This is a genomic window from Arthrobacter sp. E3 (genome assembly GCF_017353415.1).
GTDB lineage: Bacteria > Actinomycetota > Actinomycetes > Actinomycetales > Micrococcaceae > Specibacter.
Window position 1 is genome coordinate 50,507 of the sequence record NZ_JAFMPX010000012.1, and the last position, 18,042, is coordinate 68,548.

General features: G+C 61.0%; 16 protein-coding genes. 5 read left to right on the top strand and 11 right to left on the bottom strand.

Annotation, left to right across the window (positions count from 1 at the left end; translation table 11 throughout):
- Positions 1–2: 2 nt before the first annotated feature.
- From JMA46_RS07360 to JMA46_RS07380, 5 genes are all read right to left on the bottom strand, one after another.
- Positions 3–1,469: a fumarylacetoacetate hydrolase family protein gene (locus JMA46_RS07360; protein WP_207344690.1), complete on the bottom strand. Its 1,467-nt coding sequence runs from the start codon at positions 1,467–1,469 to the stop codon at positions 3–5.
- 729 nt (positions 1,470–2,198) lie between these two features.
- Positions 2,199–3,665 carry a zinc-ribbon domain-containing protein gene (locus JMA46_RS07365; protein ID WP_207344691.1) on the bottom strand — a complete coding sequence of 489 codons (1,467 nt, stop codon included), beginning with the start codon at positions 3,663–3,665 and terminating at the stop codon, positions 2,199–2,201.
- Between the two features lie 648 nt (positions 3,666–4,313).
- The gene (locus tag JMA46_RS07370) at positions 4,314–5,228 is read right to left on the bottom strand and encodes a DUF308 domain-containing protein (RefSeq protein WP_210768628.1); all 915 of its coding nucleotides are present in this window, start codon (positions 5,226–5,228) and stop codon (positions 4,314–4,316) included.
- 380 nt (positions 5,229–5,608) lie between these two features.
- Positions 5,609–6,337, bottom strand: a complete 729-nt coding sequence (locus JMA46_RS07375; RefSeq protein ID WP_207344692.1) for a helix-turn-helix domain-containing protein — start codon at positions 6,335–6,337, stop codon at positions 5,609–5,611.
- Between the two features lie 176 nt (positions 6,338–6,513).
- Positions 6,514–7,905: an MFS transporter gene (locus JMA46_RS07380; RefSeq protein ID WP_207344693.1), complete on the bottom strand. Its 1,392-nt coding sequence runs from the start codon at positions 7,903–7,905 to the stop codon at positions 6,514–6,516.
- Between the two features lie 153 nt (positions 7,906–8,058).
- Between JMA46_RS07380 and JMA46_RS07385 the strand changes: the two genes are divergently transcribed.
- From JMA46_RS07385 to JMA46_RS07395, 3 genes are read left to right on the top strand one after another with little or no spacing between them, the layout of a single operon-like run.
- The gene (locus JMA46_RS07385; RefSeq protein WP_247647135.1) at positions 8,059–9,009 is read left to right on the top strand and encodes a LysR substrate-binding domain-containing protein; all 951 of its coding nucleotides are present in this window, start codon (positions 8,059–8,061) and stop codon (positions 9,007–9,009) included.
- 40 nt (positions 9,010–9,049) lie between these two features.
- Positions 9,050–9,541, top strand: a complete 492-nt coding sequence (locus JMA46_RS07390) for a DUF2127 domain-containing protein (protein WP_207344694.1) — start codon at positions 9,050–9,052, stop codon at positions 9,539–9,541.
- Complete coding sequence (locus tag JMA46_RS07395) at positions 9,538–10,479, top strand: 2-dehydropantoate 2-reductase (protein WP_207344695.1); 942 nt, start codon at positions 9,538–9,540, stop codon at positions 10,477–10,479. The genes JMA46_RS07390 and JMA46_RS07395 overlap by 4 nt, the downstream gene beginning before the upstream one ends.
- Before the next feature lie 20 nt (positions 10,480–10,499).
- Here the strand turns inward: JMA46_RS07395 and JMA46_RS07400 are convergent, their stop codons facing one another.
- The 5 genes from JMA46_RS07400 to JMA46_RS07420 form a co-directional block, all read right to left on the bottom strand.
- Positions 10,500–10,775 carry a hypothetical protein gene (locus tag JMA46_RS07400; protein ID WP_207344696.1) on the bottom strand — a complete coding sequence of 92 codons (276 nt, stop codon included), beginning with the start codon at positions 10,773–10,775 and terminating at the stop codon, positions 10,500–10,502.
- Between the two features lie 155 nt (positions 10,776–10,930).
- Positions 10,931–11,509, bottom strand: a complete 579-nt coding sequence (locus JMA46_RS07405; RefSeq protein WP_207344697.1) for a dihydrofolate reductase — start codon at positions 11,507–11,509, stop codon at positions 10,931–10,933.
- 7 nt (positions 11,510–11,516) lie between these two features.
- On the bottom strand, positions 11,517–12,797 hold the full coding sequence (locus tag JMA46_RS07410) for a hypothetical protein (protein WP_207344698.1): 1,281 nt from the start codon (positions 12,795–12,797) through the stop codon (positions 11,517–11,519).
- 84 nt (positions 12,798–12,881) lie between these two features.
- Complete coding sequence (locus JMA46_RS07415) at positions 12,882–13,808, bottom strand: NADP-dependent oxidoreductase (RefSeq protein ID WP_207344726.1); 927 nt, start codon at positions 13,806–13,808, stop codon at positions 12,882–12,884.
- Positions 13,809–13,816: 8 nt separating this feature from the next.
- The gene (locus JMA46_RS07420; RefSeq protein ID WP_247647136.1) at positions 13,817–14,983 is read right to left on the bottom strand and encodes an alpha/beta hydrolase; all 1,167 of its coding nucleotides are present in this window, start codon (positions 14,981–14,983) and stop codon (positions 13,817–13,819) included.
- Positions 14,984–15,142: 159 nt separating this feature from the next.
- Between JMA46_RS07420 and JMA46_RS07425 the strand changes: the two genes are divergently transcribed.
- Positions 15,143–15,757 carry a hypothetical protein gene (locus JMA46_RS07425; protein ID WP_207344699.1) on the top strand — a complete coding sequence of 205 codons (615 nt, stop codon included), beginning with the start codon at positions 15,143–15,145 and terminating at the stop codon, positions 15,755–15,757.
- A 164-nt stretch (positions 15,758–15,921) separates the two neighbouring features.
- Positions 15,922–16,635: a queuosine precursor transporter gene (locus JMA46_RS07430; protein WP_207344700.1), complete on the top strand. Its 714-nt coding sequence runs from the start codon at positions 15,922–15,924 to the stop codon at positions 16,633–16,635.
- 28 nt (positions 16,636–16,663) lie between these two features.
- On the opposite strand, the gene tgt is transcribed toward JMA46_RS07430, so the two are convergent.
- Positions 16,664–18,037 (bottom strand): tRNA guanosine(34) transglycosylase Tgt, encoded by a 1,374-nt coding sequence (gene tgt, locus JMA46_RS07435; RefSeq protein WP_207344701.1) that lies wholly within the window; start codon positions 18,035–18,037, stop codon positions 16,664–16,666.
- Between the last annotated feature and the right edge of the window lie 5 nt (positions 18,038–18,042).

The window sequence follows — 18,042 nt, forward strand, 5'->3', positions numbered from 1 at the left end:
GGCTACACGGCCGGGTTGGGATGGGTGAGTGCCCACTCGGTGAATTTTGCCCGCCAGGCGGCATTCATTGGGTACAGGCCCTCCACGCTGTTGCCTTCGGCGACCATTTGCGCGATGAAGGTTTCCTCGTGTTCTTGGGCGATGGAGTCGTCCGCCACTTCCTCCGCCAACGACGGCGGGATCACCAGCACGCCGTCCGAGTCACCGACAATGATGTCGCCGGGCTGGACGGTGGCGCCGCCGCAGGAGATGGTCAGGTCGGTGTCCCACGGGATGTGCTTGCGGCCCAAAACGGCGGGGTGTGCACCGGTGAAGAACGTGGGCATGTCCAGTGCTGCCACGGCGTCAACGTCGCGGACGCCGCCGTCGGTCACGATGGCCACGGCTCCGTTGATCTGTGCACGCAGGGCCAGGATGTCCCCGACGGTGCCCGTGCCGGGCTCGCCGCGGGCTTCCATGACGAGCACGTCGCCGTCGTTCAAGTTGTTGATGATACGTTTCTGGGCGTTGTAGCCGCCGCCGTGTGACTTGAACAAGTCCTCACGGTTGGGTACGTAGCGCAAGGTGCGGGCGGTTCCGGCTATGCGCATTTCGGGGCGGGTCGACTTCAACCCGTCGATGCTGACGTTGTTCAGCCCGCGCTTGCGCAGTTGGGCGCTGAGTGTTGCGGTGCCGACGCTTGTCAGCTTGCGCTTGAGCTCGGCGCTGAGACCCTTCGGTGCCAGGCCAGCTGCCTCATGGGAGCCCCAGGCGTCCACGCGATCGGCATCGGTGGTCTTGGGGCTGTTGCCAAAGTCTGCCATCTCGGCGGTGCCCTGGGTGACGGTGGTGCTCAAGCGTCCTGTGGAAAGCCCGACATCCGGGGCATCCACCTCCACCTCAATCACGTCGCCGGGGCCGGCAACGGAGGATCCCGCGGGGGTGCCGGTGAGAATCACATCGCCGGGCTCCAGCGTCATGAGCTGGGACAGGTCCGCCACGATCTGGCTAAAGGAGAAGATCAATCCTGCGGTGGTGTCATCCTGGACAGGTTCGCCATTGACCCAAGTGCGTACGCGCAGGGCGGCCGGATTGACGTCTGCTGCAGGGATGAGTGCCGGGCCGAACGGGGTGAACCCGTCACCGGACTTGGAACGTACGTTGGAGCCCTTGTCGGCATATTTGAGGTCGTAAACGCCAAGATCGTTGCTGGCGGTGATGTGGCTGACGTGGGACCAGGCGTCTTCGAGGCTGACACGGCGTGCCGCGGCGCCGATGACGAGGGCGATTTCACCCTCGTAGGCGAGTAGTTCGCATCCTGCCGGGCGCTCGATGAGCGAACCGCTGAGGCTCAATGATGAGGACGCCTTCAGGAAGTAGGACGGTTTGGCGGGGGTGCGCCCGCGCTGGTCGGCCCGCGACTGGTAGGCGAGGTGGACGGCGATGACCTTGCCGGCCTGCTTGAGCGTGTCTGCGGTGACTTGTTCCACGAAACTCTCCTGGGATCGGTTGCGGGCCGATCTCTCCGGCCCTCATATCAAGTACGATATCGTATACGATTACCATAGTCGTGTTATCCCCGTCACGTCAAGGGGTAGAGGGAAGGATATTTGGCGGAGGCGCTGTTGGTGGGTTTTGCCAGCCATTGCCTGCAAAGGCCGGGACTTCTAAAGCGAAGAGTCTTGAACTACCCATCTACGGTGAAAAGCACCGATCGTCCGTGGCACACGGGCTCAGGTCAGCGAAATTCTCAATCTAGTGTCGACTTCCTGACAGGTGCCAGCGTGACCAGATGGAACGGACCCGAAAGGAGTGGGACCCAAGGATTCTGGGGATTGCGAAGACGCCAACTGAGACGTGTCGACTCCTGGAAACACCGAGGCGACCCCTTTCGCGTGGTTGAAGGGAGTGGGGTTCCTTGGGGCTTGAGAAGTTGTCCCGTATAGGACTGTGGCATTTTTTACGGTGAGTGTTGCAGGAATCTGGTGATTTGGGAGATTGACTGGCGATCAGCCGGAGAAGCGTCCAAATTGCGAAACTCCAACATCGCGCTCTCTGCAATCTATGGGCTGCTGGAGCGCGAACTTGTCAAGCGGCCGCGGTCAGCAGGTCGTGCCAATGGATCCTTTGACTCGGGTGGTCCACCTCTCCGAGTGGAAAGAAGTTTCACGGCATTGTCCGAGAAGCGGTGCGCTATTCATCATGGGATTTAGCAGGTGTCAAAGGCTGTTTTCGTTCTCTGCGCGCGTAACGGATACCCATTCGGCTATCGCCTCCATTATTGTTTCGGGGCGGGGTGCGACCGAGTAGACCTGCAACTCGAGGTATCCGGGGTCCAGGATATCTAGGCTCGGAAGGTCATTCTCCCGCAAGCGCACCACCAGATAGCCGGCGGCCAGCAGGTCACGACTTTTGGCCAGATCGACCATCTGTTTCGCCTCGGAGGAGTGCCAGTAGGAGCCGTCGTACTCGATGGCCACCTCCACACCCTGGGTTTCGACCAAGATGTCGACGGTCCACTGTTCCCGCAGAGTGAAGGCCCTGTCAATGAGCTTCGGGCCGGACCGGGCGGAACCAAACTGCTTTCGTGCGGCGTCAAAGTGTTCCAATTCGACCTTCGACTTTCCTACCAGACGGCACTCGGGGCAATCAGACCCGGCATAGCGCGAGGCCAACGATGCTTGCCACTGGTGACGTGAATCCACGGCACACACCCAGTACGGCACGAATCCGGTCGTGTCCCCTGTCGGGCGTACCTGCCATGCCGTGGTCGGATTCTCCGGGCTCCACTCAGCGGCCATACCGGGATCGAACCAGGCCAGCGAGTCCAAGATCGTGTTACATTCCGGACACAGATACCGAGGCCGCTTATTGCGCTGGTGGACCTCCTCCTGCCATTCATGACCGCAGCACGCAGCTTGCCACCACACCAACCGCGTGGAGTCCGGTCCAACGTTATCCGGCGTCCATTTACCGTTCAGGGTCGGATGCCATTGACCAGCGATCTCGGGCAGTTCCTTGACGAGTCTCGGCCGGTTCCCGTTGGTACGTGTACGTGCGGAACGGCAACTGGGGCAACCTGATTTCAAGTAGCGGCTGGGAGCGACCCGTGGGTGGTGCCCCTCGGGGCATTTGAATCTTCTGGACCTGTGATCTCCCACCATGACCAGTTGCGGGTCGGCATCATCGTCCCATGCCTCGACGAGTTCCGGCTCCGACGCAACGGCGGTCACCTTTTCGACCACCCATCTGAGTGCATATTCCGCAGACTTTCGCGCATTGCATTCGGGGCACTTCAGCCATTGCGTGATGGAACGGACGCTGGAGTTGAAATGGTGCCCGCAGTTCGGGCATACCCAAGCGCATACCCGGTTGGCCAGCACGGTCACGGTTTTCAGATCATGAGGATTATTCGCATCCGCATCCCACCACGCAAGCGCTGGGGAGGTCGAGTCAATAAACAGATTCTTTTTCTTTGTAGTATCTGCTGATTTCTTCGCCCGGGAGCCCGGATTGGATGAGCAGGTGCAACCCCATCCGATGTCGCCCATGCGATGGGCTTCTTGACGTCCGCACAAACGGCATCTGGTGATGATGGGGTACCCGCTGCGGGGTAGGACGAAGAACGGCTCGACGGGCTCATAGTTATTCTGCTCTAGGTGTTCAGCCTGCACCTGGATGTCCACTGTCCTGCTCGTTCCGGACATGAGGGCGGCGTGCATGGACCAGTCAATCCAGAAACATCTCCGGCACGCCGGCTCGTCATTCCGTGTCCGGAGATCCAAAAGGTAGTTCAGCAGGTAGTGGCATTCAGCTTTGCACAACTGGCACCGAGTCAGCCAGCGGGCGTTCCTTCCCGGGAACGGTTCTGCCGCGTCTAAGCCCATCTTCCGCAGGATAGCTTCCAGACACTGGGTGCACCAAGCTGGTTTTGTGCGGGTATTGAAGGACGCCCGGTTTGTGCAGCCGTCCGTAGTACATTCCTGCCATTTTTCCACGTAAACCCACTCTCCGCCGCCCAGGATGACCAAAGCCTTGAATATGGGCGCTGTGTTGGTTCTAGCAACTAGTGCCTACTTACTCATGTAACCGATAGGTACAGCCACAGACGTTGTTTGTCCTGGCTGAAACTCTGACGCTATCAGAAATTCACCGTGGTGAATTCAGGACTTTTGCCGGGGTGGGCAACTTGACTGGCTCGGTGATTCTTAGTGAATTTGTCGATTGGGAGAGATTGTTGCCCCCATCGTCATGGAACCTGCCACTGCACCCTTAACGAAGCAAAGCCCCCGGTCAACTGCCGGGGGCTTTGCTTGGTGGTCATCCTACGAAAGTTACTTAACAGCGACGAATACCTTGTCGGCGAGCATGCCTGGCCTGACAGCGAGGACGCCTTGGCCAGCTGTGGATGTCGGTACTGCAAACACCGTGTTGCCTGTTGCGGTGCCATCTTTGTAGAGCGTACTCGTGGTATCGATGGGGTTCGGCGCGGTGGCGATATTATCGAATCCATTTACAGTGGTGCCGCTTGCAGTGACGTACTCGATAGACACGAAGGCAGGCATTTGCCCCTCAGCGTCATCACCAAGGTATGTAGCCGAGTAGTCCACCAGGATGTACTCTGACCCCTCAGCCGGGGGGTCATTGAATTCGTTGGCCCCGAGAACAGCATCTGTAGCGGCGAAGGTGACCGAGTTGATCACGACGCGCCAGTCATCTGACTCGATGACTGATCCGATCGGGGATGGGTTCTCGCGGGTTCTGCCGTTGACGTCAGGCTTTTTCTCCACTGCTGCATCATTGGCAGCTGCGCCGTTGGACGGTTCAGCGACCGTCGTATCACCGCTGCTGAAAGCATTGTCGAACGAAGTCGCGACAACTGCAAAGAAAACGCTAACGCCGACGATCGTTCCGATGATCGAGGCGATCAGGGCTGTGATGCCCATCCACTTGGCCTTGTCCTTAAGGAAAAGGGAAACAAGTGCCAAGACGAATGCGATCGGCAGCAAGATCCATCCAACAATTAATGCACCAGGTATACAGGCGAAGATGAACCCGAGGACCGCTGTGATGAGGGCAATTAGTCCGAGTATGTTGAACGGTTTTTTCGCCCTAATTGGCGGAGCCGTCGGCGGGGGCGTGAGTGTCTGGGTGGGAGAACCAAGCCCTTGCTGCGCGATAGGTGATTGTTCTGATTGATGGGGCGAGGTCTGCTGTGAGCCTGCCCCCGGAAGCTCTGGTGTCGTCATGCTACAACTATGTCAGTGGTAGGAGGCTTCCCATATTTCGCGACAAGACGTTACGGGTGGGGAGGACGCTAGCGATGGGAACGTCGACCGTGCTCTGTAGGGTTTCCGTCAGGTGCGCCCCCCCGAACTTACGCTGGGTATTCCCTCGCGACCGTGAGAGTGAAGTTCACTTCGCCATCTGTCGACACACGTGACCGTAGATTCTGATCGTTAACCTGACAATTTCAATCGCGGACGTACCGGGCGCATTCAACGGCTGCACGATATTCTGATCTGCAGTCCGGAATGGGCTACACGGCCGTAGGAATCTTAATGCGTCATGTCAGATCATCTTTGTAGATCGCTCGAAACACCTCCGCCAGCGACCTCAACCGGCCCGTCTACTGCAGTTGCGCTTCGATGGCCCGTGCGCTGGAGGCCAATCGAGCACCGATGGTGGCCGGCTGGCTTTCGGCGCCTAGAAAGACCACGCAGATCGAAGCGGGCATGCCGCCGGGGATATGGATGGGCGCGGCGATCGCCGAGACCCCTGGGAGGACTTCATCATGGCTCGTGGCATACCCGGCCGTGCGGGCGGCGCGCGCTTCCGGCCGGTACGGAAGCCCGGGCGCAAGGCGCGCCCACGCATCCTCGCTGATGGCGGACTGAATGGCGATGCCCGGCGCACCTGAGCTGAAGGAATGACGGGTGCCGGGGCGCTGCGCCAACGTGGCGCCGGAGCGTCGGGGCTCCACTGTCAGCAGCGTGACGGAATCGCGATGATCCCACACTGCGATGAACGCCGTCATGGACAGTTCATTGGCCAGTTCCGTCAGCTCCGGAAGGGCGGCGGTTTGCAGGTCACGGGAAACGCCGCGAGCCAGAGCTGCCAGTCCGGGGCCGGCCTGGACGCGGCCGGCGTCGTCCCGTGTGAGCAGTGCGTGATCCTCAAGCGTGCGCAGGATGCGGTAGGCGACGGAGCGGTGCACGCCCAGCGCCGCGGACAGCTCGGCGATGGTCATCGGTGCGGGGGCCGCGGCCAGGATTTCCAAGGCACGGATACCGCGGGACAGGGTTTGTGAATGGGCAGGTGACTTCTCCGTGGAACCCTCAACTGCGTCTGTGCTCACGTCATCATCCTCTTCAGTCACCGCCGAAAAAACCGTTCCTTATTTGGGACGGAAGTTCAATTATAGAACTCTCACAGGCTTCTTGAATCAACGAAACGGACGACGGCGGCACCCGCCCAAGGTGGGTACCGCCGTCGTTCGCGATTCAGTGGAGAGTGTCTCGCTCTCGAAGCGAGTCAGGACTCCGTGGTGGTTGAGCTCAGAACGGGCTCGCGCTTGTCGAAGATGGTGGCGCCAACCTCCTGCTCCGCCTGGTTCGTGATGCTGAGGCTGATCCCAGGGCGGTCCTTGAGCATGATCACCGCTGCCATTCCGAGCAGTGTCATGACCAGCAAGTAGGCGGAGATGGCCAGGCTGGTGCCGGTGGCTTGCAGGAGCGCTTGGGCGATCATCGGGGCAAAGGCGCCACCAATAATGGCGCCGATGGCGTAGGAGATTGAAACGCCGGAGAAGCGCACGGATGCCGGGAAGATCTCGCTGTACCACGCTGCTTGCGGTCCGTAGGTCAGGCCAAGGCCGAACGTGAACAGGAACAGAGCCAGGAACAGTGCCCAGAGTTCACCGGTGTTGATGAGCAGGAACAGTGGGAAGACGGTCAGTGCCTGGGCTGTGAAGCCGATCAGGTACGTGTTTTTGCGCCCAATCTTGTCGGCCATGCCGCCGGCCAGTGCCGTGAAGATGAGCCACGTAGCCGCCGCGAACGTCATGGCAAGCAGTACTGGAGTCTTCTCCAGCCCCACGTTGCCGTCCGGGTTGGTGGCGTAGCTGGGGATGAAGCCGCCTGTGGCCATGTAGCCGGAGGCGTTGTTGCCGGCGAAGATCAGCGCTGCCAGGACCACTAGGAGCCAGTGCTTGCGGAAGAGTTCGATGATGGGGACCTTGGGCTGCTGCTTCTTTTCAGCGATCTCTAGGAACACTGGGCTTTCTTCCACTGCGCGGCGGACGAAGTAGCCCACACCGATCAGCACCACGCTGAGGAGGAACGGTACACGCCAGCCCCACTCCATGAACGCGTCGCCTGGGGCAATCACACCGGTCATCAAGGCCATGACGCCGGATGCCATCAGCAAGCCCAGCGGTACGCCGAGCTGCGGGAAGGAACCTGCACGCCCGCGCTTGTTGTCAGGGGCGTGCTCGACGGCCATCAAAACAGCGCCTCCCCATTCACCGCCTGCGGAGACACCCTGCAGGATGCGCAGGAGCAGCAGCAGGATGGGAGCCAGCACGCCCGCCGTCGCGTAGGTGGGCAGCAGGCCAATCAGGGTGGTGCAACCGCCCATCAGGAGCAGGGTCAACACGAGCATGGCCCGGCGGCCAATCCTGTCGCCATAGTGGCCTGCCAGGAAGGCGCCGAGTGGGCGGAACAGGAAGCTGATGCCTACGGAGGCGAAGGAGAGCAGCAGTCCGATCTGGGGTCCGGCTGGCTCGAAGAATAGGTGTGCAAACACCAAGCCGGCGGCCGTGGCGTAGATAAAGTAGTCGTACCACTCGACGGTGGTGCCGATGAGGGTAGCCATAGCCACGCGACGCTGCGTGCGTCGTGTGTCAACGACGGAAGGGATGCTCATGGGTTCGTGTCCTTGACTTTGCTCCGGGGGAACTGTTCGACCCTGGCTGACGCAGTGTTGCGGCAACGTGGCGGAATCAGTCTGGATGTAACCAGTGTCACACTTTGCGAACAATGAGTAAACTTATAAAAATAGCAAAACATATTCGGTTTTATGAAAGAAGCTGCTTTGGTCAAGTTCACTTTTCGTCAGCTGGAGCTGTTTGTGGCCCTCGCGGACTTCCCCACGCTGAGCGACGCCGCCTTGTCCTTACACTTCTCAGAATCGGCACTTTCCCAGGCCATTACACGGTTGGAAAGCTCCGTGGGGGAGCAATTGTGCATCCGCCGCAAGTCCCGTGGCCTGCAATTGACTCCCGCAGGAGAGCACTTTGCGGTGCGGGCAAGAGGGCTGCTGAAGGATGCCGAAGACCTGTTGTCGGAGATGAGCGGAGCAACGGGGGATTTGAAGGGACCGGTGAAATTGGGCTGCTTTGCCAGTTTTGCCGCCAGCGTGCTGCCAGCCATCTTGGATGGTTTTCCCAAGCGGTATCCAGGCGTTCAGGTGGAGGTAGTGGTGGGGACGCACGACGAGTTGCTGCCGGCGCTGGAGAGCGGCCGGCTTGACCTGGCCATCGTCTACGACATGGAGCTGCCACCTGGTTTTCAACGTCGGATCATCTATGAGACGGAGCTGCAGGCGGTGCTGCCTGTGGACCATCCGCTGGCACAGCAGGAATCCGTGGACTTGGCCGAACTAGTCACGGAACCTCTGATCATGTACGACTCCAGCCCGAGTACCGCAAATACTCACCGGGCTTTCGCGGAGCGAGGGCTGCGGCCTACCATTGTGGCGCACATGCCACAGGTCATCCTGGTCCAGGCCCTGGTGGCTCGTGGTCTGGGATATTCACTGCTGATGTCTAGACCGAACTGCGCCCCGGTCAGCTTGGAAGGGTTTCCCCTGGCAATTCGCCCCCTGTCACCGCCGAGCAGTCAGACCAGCATGGCGGGCATTTGGCCCGAGCACTTCAGACTCAGCCCCAGGGCGCGTGCGTTGCTCAACTTCGCCGTTGAAACGTTCGGGGCAGCAGAACATGTGGCAACTCAGCCCCTACCCGGCTGACGGTGCTACGCTCCAAACAGCATTTCGTTGGGAGGCCACTGTGGCCAGATTGAGGCTCACTGACTGGTGGGACAAGCTTTTCGTCGTCGGGATCATTTTCAAGGGTCTTGATGGTGTCCTGGAGCTGATTGGCGGCGCGCTCCTGCTGTTCGTTCCGCCGGACAGGCTCAAGCAGCTGGCTATTTTGGTGACCCAGCCGGAGCTGACCGAGGACCCGGATGACTTCATCGCCAACCACATCCTCCAAGGTGCCGCCGGGCTGACCGACCATGTGGTGTTTTTCGCGGCGCTGTACCTGCTGGCCCACGGTGTGGTGAAAGTGGTGTTGGTGGTGGCGCTCCTGCTGGATAAATTATGGGCCTACCCGTGGATGATCGCCCTTCTTGTCATCTTCATCCTGTACCAGTTCTACCAATTGACGCAGACGCCATCGCTGGGGCTGGCCGCCCTGACCGTGTTCGATATCCTGATAGTGGTGCTCACCTGGCATGAATACGGGCGGCAGCGCCACCGGAGGATAGAGACACCATGAGGATTCTGATCGTAGGTGCCGGGGCAACCGGCGCATATTTTGGCACCCGTTTGGCTGCGGCCAGGCGGGACGTTACATTCCTGGTCCATGAGAAACGGGCCCAGTTCCTGGCCCAACGCGGGCTGCGCATTACAGGTACCGACCCTGAGCTGCGGATCGAGCCGAAACTTCTCACGGCAGGGCAGCTGCAGGAGACGTTCGACGTCGTTGTTCTCACCGTCAAGGCTTCCGCGCTGGCCGCGGCCATTGTGGACCTTGCCCCTGCTGTGGGGCCGGACACCGTCATCATCCCGTTCCTGAACGGCCTGGGCCACATGGATGCGCTGGGCGCCGCGTTTGGGGCTGAAAAGGTGCTTGGCTCTGTGGTCCACCTCGTGGGCACCATCAACGCGGAGGGCGATATTCAAGTGCGGGACCCGATTTCACGCTGGACCATCGGCGAACAAAACGGTGGTGAGATGGGTGAACTTTCACCTCGCGTGCAGGCGCTGCTGGCAGAAATTACGGTGCCCGGCATCACTGCTGTTGCTGTGGCAAACGGGATTGCCATCATGTGGGAAAAATGGGTGTTCATTGTGACAGCAGCAACTGCGACGTGCCTGATGCGCGGCCCCGTGGGAGACATTGTGCAGTGCCCCGGCGGCAGCGACTTTGTCGGGGCGGTGCTGGCGGAGGCTTCCGCAATGTCCGCGGCGGCGGGGTTTCCGGTTTCAGCGGCGGAGCTCGCTGGTTCGCTGAGCTTCCTGACAGCGCCCGGATCCCTGTTTACATCCTCGCTATATCGCGATGTTACAGCCGGGCTGCCACACGAAGGCGAGCACATCGTTGGCGATTTTGTGCGCCGCGCGCAAGAGCTGGGCGTGGACACCCCGCTGCTCAACCTGGCGCTGTTGCAGCTGCGCGTCCACGACGCCGGAATGGCCCGTCGCTCTCTCTAGCTGCAGAGCAAGCGCCTCGATCAGCGATCGGCGGTGTCACGATTGAGCGTCTTGATGCCCACTGAATCGACGTAAAATCTGACCTCACCGGTCGACGCGTCCACGGATGCTTGGACCGGTACCCGGTGCTTTGCGTTGATGCGCTTCCCCGCTAAGATTTCAACCGGAAACACCCCATTGGCGAAGACACTCAGCCCGTCGATCTGCTTTTTTCCATGGAAGTATCCTTGCATTCGGTTTCTTGGGAAACGATCACGACATGCACCATTGAGGGTTCCCGCTAGATCGCCCAGCATTAGTTCATTCTCCACGCCGCTTTCAGTACAGCCCAGACAACGTTCCAGGGCATTTCCCACTTCGACCAGACCCGGAAGTCAGGGTGGATCACTGACCAGTCCGAAGTGTTCAAGCCGGTGGCTATGGTTCCACTTGAATGCGGGTAGGGATTGGCTCAAGTGCGGTCGTAGACGAGGACTCGCATGCCTGAGTCAAGCAGGGTCTCACCGACGGGCTGGAACATATGGGGATGGAACGGACCGTTGAAAAGCGGAATGCCAGATCCTATGACTGAGCGGTTCTGTTTGAGCACGAGCCGGTCGATTTCTGGCAATAACGAGTGGGCGAGCGTGCCACCTCCCACCAGCCACAGGTCTTTGCCGTCCTCGGTCTTGAGCGCACGCACGCGGTCCAGAGCTCCACTGCGGACGATCTCCACCGACGCGTCATGACTTTCCAACGTTTTGGAGAATACGAGGTGGCGAAGGTGCGGGTACGCGTCGGTCAGGCCCGCGGCAAGGCCGATCTCGTAAGATGCCCGACCCTCCAGAACGGTGTCGAACACTTGGCCCGGGCCGTCGATACCCAAGGCGGCTCGCGCTGGCGCTGGAAGGGTTTCGGGGTACTGATCGACGATGAACTGGATGACATCGGGTGTGACTGGGAAGTAATCCGCTCCGCTGGGGTCACCACCGTCAGGGCCAGCTATGTAACCGTCAAGGGTCGTGGCCACGTAGTACACAAGCTTTCGCATGGGCTGCTCAGCTTTCGCCCAGCAGGGCATCCAGGTCCGTTTCGGCGCCGGGGCCAACTGCCTGGATGCTGAAATCACCCCGCAGCATTTCGAAGAGTTCCAGCCGGAAAGCTGCCGGAACTTCCACATGTGTACCGACAGCGACCAGCCCCTCCTCGGCCCAGTGGGCAATGTTTCGGACCAGAAACAGCAACTCCTCATCCATGGATTCCGGCGCTGCCACGGCCTCCAGGATGAAGTCCGACTCGGGCGGGGCTGCGGAGGCGAACTGGAGCAGCAGGTGAGACATCTGAAGGTGCCAGTCCTCGTAAATTCCCGGCTGTGAACCGTCCAGGGTGACCATGAAAATAAAGTGGCTGATCAAGTCACGCATTTTCTGGACCATGGCTTCGTCACTGTCCAGGGAAGCGACAACGTCCTCATTCAGGTGCACATGGGTCGCTGAAATGGTGATGAGCCCCGTAAGATCCAGCAGTTCCCAATAGACGTTCAGCCTGGCAAGGGCGTGTTTCTTGGCGGATGTCAGTTTGGCGGCGCCGGCCAGGATCCCCAGGCCTCCATGGGTGAGTTCGGCGGCAGCCTCAACCCGTTCCTTCTTGCCCAGAACACCTTTCGCGGTGACTTTCCGGCCATCACCAATCCAGTCCAGGAGAGCCAGCGTGTTCTTCCACAGCGGCGCATCCGCCATGGTGGAGGTGACGAGTTCCGCCGTCAGCTCAGGAACGAACACATCGGGTGAATCCATTTCGGCGGGGTCCGGTTGGTCAGTCTCCGGCCCTTCGCCCACCATGCTGGCATCGGGCAGCACGGCGTCAAGGTTCAAGTCTGTGCCCGGTTCGATGACCGGCCACGCAGGTTGTGTGAGGATGTTCCGCAAAGCCGGCAGATCGTCTGCGCCTCCGGTCCAAAGCGATGCCTGGACCAGGTAGTCGACGTAGTCCCGGATGCCGCTGCGCATGGCAAAGGTGGCCTGCGGGTTGGCAGCGGCGGAAGCCTTCACCACTTCGCTCACAGCGTCCGGCATCAGCGCCCTGGCATCCGTCTTCGGCTCGAGCATGCGGTACAGGTCGAAGAAGTCGTCAAGGATCATCAAGGTCATGTCCACGGAGGATTCGCTCCGGCCACAGGATTCCAGCCACAACGCAAACCCAGGTGCCAGGGCCTCCATGGACCGCTCCAGCCGAACATCGGCCAATGAGACGGCATCGATGCGTGCGGTGGCATCTGCGGCAGCCTTGGCTGGATTGCCGAAACGGGACTTCTTGATGCTCTTGGGCTTCTTGGCCACAGGGTTCCTTGCAGTCAGTGGGGAGGTCCCCTTAACCGTAGCCGCCCTGGAAGGGGGCGTGCCGCCGTCGTAAGTTGAAAAAAGTTAGCTGCTGAACTCCGTCAGGACGATCTTGCCGCTTCCGTGGCCGGACATGCTCGCCTCGAACGCGCCGGCAGCTTTCTCCATGGGGAAGCTTTGGGCTACGTCGACGCTGAGCAGGCCGTCCTCCACAAGCACGCTCAGCCGCTCGAGGTCGGCGACGTCGGGGCGGACCCAAATGTAGCGGCCGCCGTGGCTTTGGACGCTCGAGTCGGCGATCGATGCCTGCTGGCCGTCGTCCTTCAAAACCGCCAAAGTGTCTTCAAGGACGCCGCCGGCAAAATCAGCCACGGCATCCACGCCGTCCGGGGCCAAAGCACGTACCCGCTCCACCAAACCGGTTCCGTATTCAATCGGTTCAGCGCCCAGTTCACGCAGGCGGGCATGGTTTTTAGGCGAAGCAGTGGCGATGACGCGCGCGCCAGCAAGGGCAGCGAGCTGAATGGCTGTGCGGCCCACACTTCCCGAGCCGTTGTGGATCAGCAGGACTTGGCCGGCCCGCAGATCCAACGCATCCAAGGTGCGCTGGGCCGTCAGTCCCGTCAACGGGAGGGCCGCCGCCTGCTCCCAGGAGAGGATCGCAGGCTTGTAGGCGACGATGCCGGCTGGCAGCGCCACGAGTTCCGCAAAAGTGCCGCCCTGGATAGTGTCGCGGCGGCCGTAGGAGTAAACCTCGTCGCCAACTTCAAATTCTGGGGTGTCAAAGCCCACGGCCTCCACCACTCCAGCCACGTCCCAGCCCGGTGTGACAGGGAAGTTGACGTCCATGAGCCCGTCGAGGCCACCGGACATGATTTTCCAGTCGACGGGGTTGACGGCGGCCGCCTTGACGCGGATCAGCACGGCGCCGGGCGACACCTTCGGTATTGGCCGTTGCGTTTGTTCCAGCACCTCGGTGCCGCCGTACCGGGCGTAGGTCATGGCCTTCATTGTTGAACTCATGCTATTTGTTCCTTCCGTCTAGCTGCCCGCTCCGCCCATTGCCTGTGCAGGCTGTTATCGAGTACTGCTTCCACCCAGCGGCCCATGCCCGCATATGCCTGCGCCCGGATACCGCCGGGGGAGAGGAATACGTCATGGAAGGCACCGGGAATCCTCTGCAGCGTGACCGTGCGCCCCAAGTCCACGGCACGGTGGGCCACTACGTCCACGTTCAGCACCACGTCAGCGGCCAGCGCGGAGGAGGACCACTTGGGTTGCAAATAGCTCTTGTCCGAGAGCATGACCAGCACCGGCACCTGTAGGTCCAGACCGCGTGCCACCTGTGCCTGCCCCTGGAACACGGCGTTGAGGAACGACGGCGTGACTGGAAACCCGCGGTCCGGGCGCCATTCGGACTCGTAGTCCCACTCGCCGTCGAACTTTTTGGAAACGGCGCGGGTGTAAAAGCCGGGATCAATTCCGGGTAGTGGTGCAAGGGGCCTGAACCAGGTCCGGGCCTGGATGAGCGGTGCCACCATGGCCCGGCCCACTTCACTGGCCTGAAACTCCAGCCACGGACTATTAAGTACGACGGCGGTTGCCGCACCCGGGTGCCGGGCAGCCCACAGGCTCAGCGTCAGCCCGCCTGTGGAGTGCCCCAGCAAAATCAGCGGCCGTTCGCGCGGGACTTCCCGGTGGTCGGGGCGTTCCCTGCCAGTCAGCGCATCAAAAGCGGCACCGAGGCGGTGTCGGGCCTCCTCCAAAAAAGCCACCTCAAAGGAATGCTGCTCCGCTACACCGGTTGCGGCCGGAAGCACCAGGACTTCTTCGGGGGCCACGGAACGTCCCATGGCTGTCAGCGCTGCGGAGATGTCGGCGTCGTAATCGGTGAGGGAGGTGACTTGTCCGGGCGCCATGCCAGGGCGCAGGCTCCTGCCATAGTTGTGCAGGTCCAGGGCATAGAAATTCGCACCGGAGCGGTGCCAAAACTCAGCGAGCTCGTGCTGAAAAAAGTAGTCCGACCAGCCGTGGACGTACAAAATATCCGCTCCGGTAATGGGGGATTCGGGCCACTGCGGCGCGTCACCGGCATAGCGCACGAGGGTTGCTGGCGAACCGGAGGGCAGGTCGAGGGTGAGTTGTTCAAAGTCCGCTCCGAGGACGTCCTGCTGCCATGCCGTCATAGTTTGATGCTACTGCCCCCTCCTGTGTGATTGCCCCAACAAACCGTGTGCCGCGTGCTGCGGGTATGCCTATGCTGGAAGAGCCCACACGTGCGGCCCGATTTCCGGACAGAGCGTTGTCGGGAATGACTATTGGTGCGCAGAGAAAAGGGTGAGGACATGGCCTCCTGGCAGGATGAATTTCATAACTGGGTACCGGCATGGGCAGCTTTGCACGATCTGGCCCCTGAAGCGGACGGTGATGTGATCACCATGGGTGCCAAGCGGGTGATGGCGTGGCCAGGAGATGGCGAAGCCGCCCAGGCAGCACAGCTTGGTTCCGGGACAGAGCTCGTTCTTGTCACCGATGATCACGCCGGCGCCACGCAGTTTGCCACATCCCAGGGGCTGCATGAAACGAGCCGCGCGGTGTTGCTGCGGGCTGAGACTGAAAGCCTTGACCTGGTGCCGCACCTTCCCTCGGATGCCAACCTGGCTGATGCACCCTTGGAAAATTATGACCTTGTTGAAGTGTCACTTTTTGACCGGCCGGTGGCCAGCGGACGGCTGCGTTTGGGGGAGGACCTCGCCGTGCTTTCGGAACTGAAAGTGGACGACGGGCATGAGGACCTGCGCCAAACCCTTGAGCTCGCCATGGTGGCGGAACTCGGCGAAGAAGCCTTCACCCATGGCGCGGACGCCCTGTACTTGGTCGCCGGAGCGGAACAGGCGGAGCGCTTTGCCGCCGTCGAAGGCTGGGGCAAAGTGGCAGAAATACTCAGCTTCAGCAAATAGCGCCAAGCGGCTAGGCAGCAGAAGCGCCGAACGGCAGTTCGTGGCAGAATGGGGGATGGCCCGGGTGCAGACGGGCCCAGTGATAATACAGCCGGCCACCGGATCCTCCCAGCGAGGCGGTGGCATGAGCGAACCACTTAGCTACAGAAACTCGAGACTTTATTATGTCCCCGCTGCAAAGCAACGCTTCGGCAACCCCTCTTAAAATCAGGGCCGCCCCTTCCTTTGCCTCCGTCGGCAGCCCATATTTTGGGATTCTGCTCGCGTGCATGGCCGTCATCGTGATCCTCTCCAACATCGGAGCCTCCAAAGGGGTCCAGCTGGGCCCCTTCGTGACCGACGGCGGGTTCTTCCTGTTCCCGTTCGCCTACATCCTGGGGGACGTGATCAGCGAAATCTACGGCTTCAAGGTCACACGGAAGGCCATTTTCGCCACGTTCGCGCTCTCCATTTTTGCTTCCCTGGCCTACTGGGTGATCATTGCGCTGCCCGGATTCACCGATGACTTTGGTGTTGCCAAGCAGCAGGCGCTGGAACTCGCGCTGGGGCCGGTGCCGCAGATTGTGCTGGCCAGCCTGCTCGCCTTCCTGACCGGGCAGACCACCAACTCCTGGATCATGGTCAGGCTCAAGGCACGCCAGGGCGAGAAGAAACTGTGGGCCCGGCTCATGGGCTCCAGCGGCGTTGGCGAATTCATCGACACGCTGATCTTTTGCGCCGTGGCGGCCCCGGTGATAGGGATCGTGGGCTTTGGCATGTTCGCCAACTACGTGCTGGTTGGCTTCCTGTACAAAGTCGCCGTCCAGTATGCCCTGATCCCGGTCACCACCTTGGTCATCGGCTGGTTCAAGCGCCACGAACCGACGTACGGGGCGTAGCCTGCGCGGCCGGCTGCCCCGCGGAATACTACCGCTTCGGGTAGTACCGGCGCAGCGTCTCGGCCTTGAACTCGAAGAACGTGCCGTCCTCGATGGCGAGGCGGGCGTCGTCGACCATTTTCACCACGAAGCGCTCATTGTGGATGGACACCAGCGTCGAGGAGACCATTTCCTTGGCCTTGAACAGGTGATGGATGTAGGCGCGCGTGTAGTTCTGGCAGGTGTAGCAGTCACACTCCTCTGACAGGGGCGTGAAGTCGCGCTTGTACTTGGCTCCGGAAAGATTGAAGCGGCCGTCCGGAGTGTAGAACGCCGAGGTGCGGGCAACCCGGGTGGGGGAGACACAGTCAAAGGTGTCCGCCCCGTTTTCAATGGCCGTGAAGATGTCGTCCGGTTCGGAGATGCCCAGCAGGTGCCGCGGCTTGTCTTCCGGCAGTTCCTCCGAGCACCAGCGCACAATGGTGCCCAGGTTTTCCTTCTCCAGTGCCCCGCCAATGCCAAAGCCGTCAAAGTTCATCCCACCCAAGTCGTGGGAGGCCTTGCGGCGCAGGTCCTCATACTGGGCGCCCTGAATCACGCCAAACAACGCTTGGTACGGCTTGCCCACACGCTCCTCGGTCAGCCTGAAATGCTCCTCGATGCAGCGCAGCGCCCACAACCGGGTCCGTTCCAGTGACATCTCCTGGTAGCCGCGCGAGTTCAACAGCGTTGTCAGCTCGTCAAAGGCAAACATGATGTCAGCGCCGATCTGGTGCTGGACCTGCATGGAAACTTCCGGGGAGAAGCGGTGCATGTCGCCGTTGAGGTGCGATTTAAACCACACACCATCGTCGTCAATGTGGGCCAGCCGTTCCTTGCCCACGGCCACGGAATCGTCGGCACCGGCGTGCGGGGAGGCTGCCACGGCATCCATGTTGATGACCTTTTTGAAGCCGGAGCCCAGAGACATAACCTGAAATCCACCACTGTCGGTGAAGGTGGGTCCCTGCCAGTTCATGAACTTGCCCAGCCCGCCGGCGGCATCAAGGATGTCCGCACCAGGCTGCAGGTACAGGTGGTAGGCGTTGGCCAGCAGCGCCTGCGCACCCAGCTCGCTCATGGATTCCGCTAGCACCGCCTTGACGGTGGCCTTGGTGCCCACGGCAATGAACGCCGGGGTCTTGATGGTCCCGTGCGGGGTGGTGATGACGCCTGTGCGGCCCTGGAAGGCCCCGCCGTTTTGCTCAATGGCGCTGGCACTGGGGGAGCACGTCTCGTTCAGGCGAGTGGTGACTTCAAAGCCAAATTCCCGTTGCGACGCTGGCTGCCCGGCGGTGGTGCCGGGAGCCTGGCCGGGCGCCGTGGCAGGTGCTGTGGCGGGAGCGGACGCAAGAAGATCAGTGAACGATTCGGGGGAAGGCATGCATC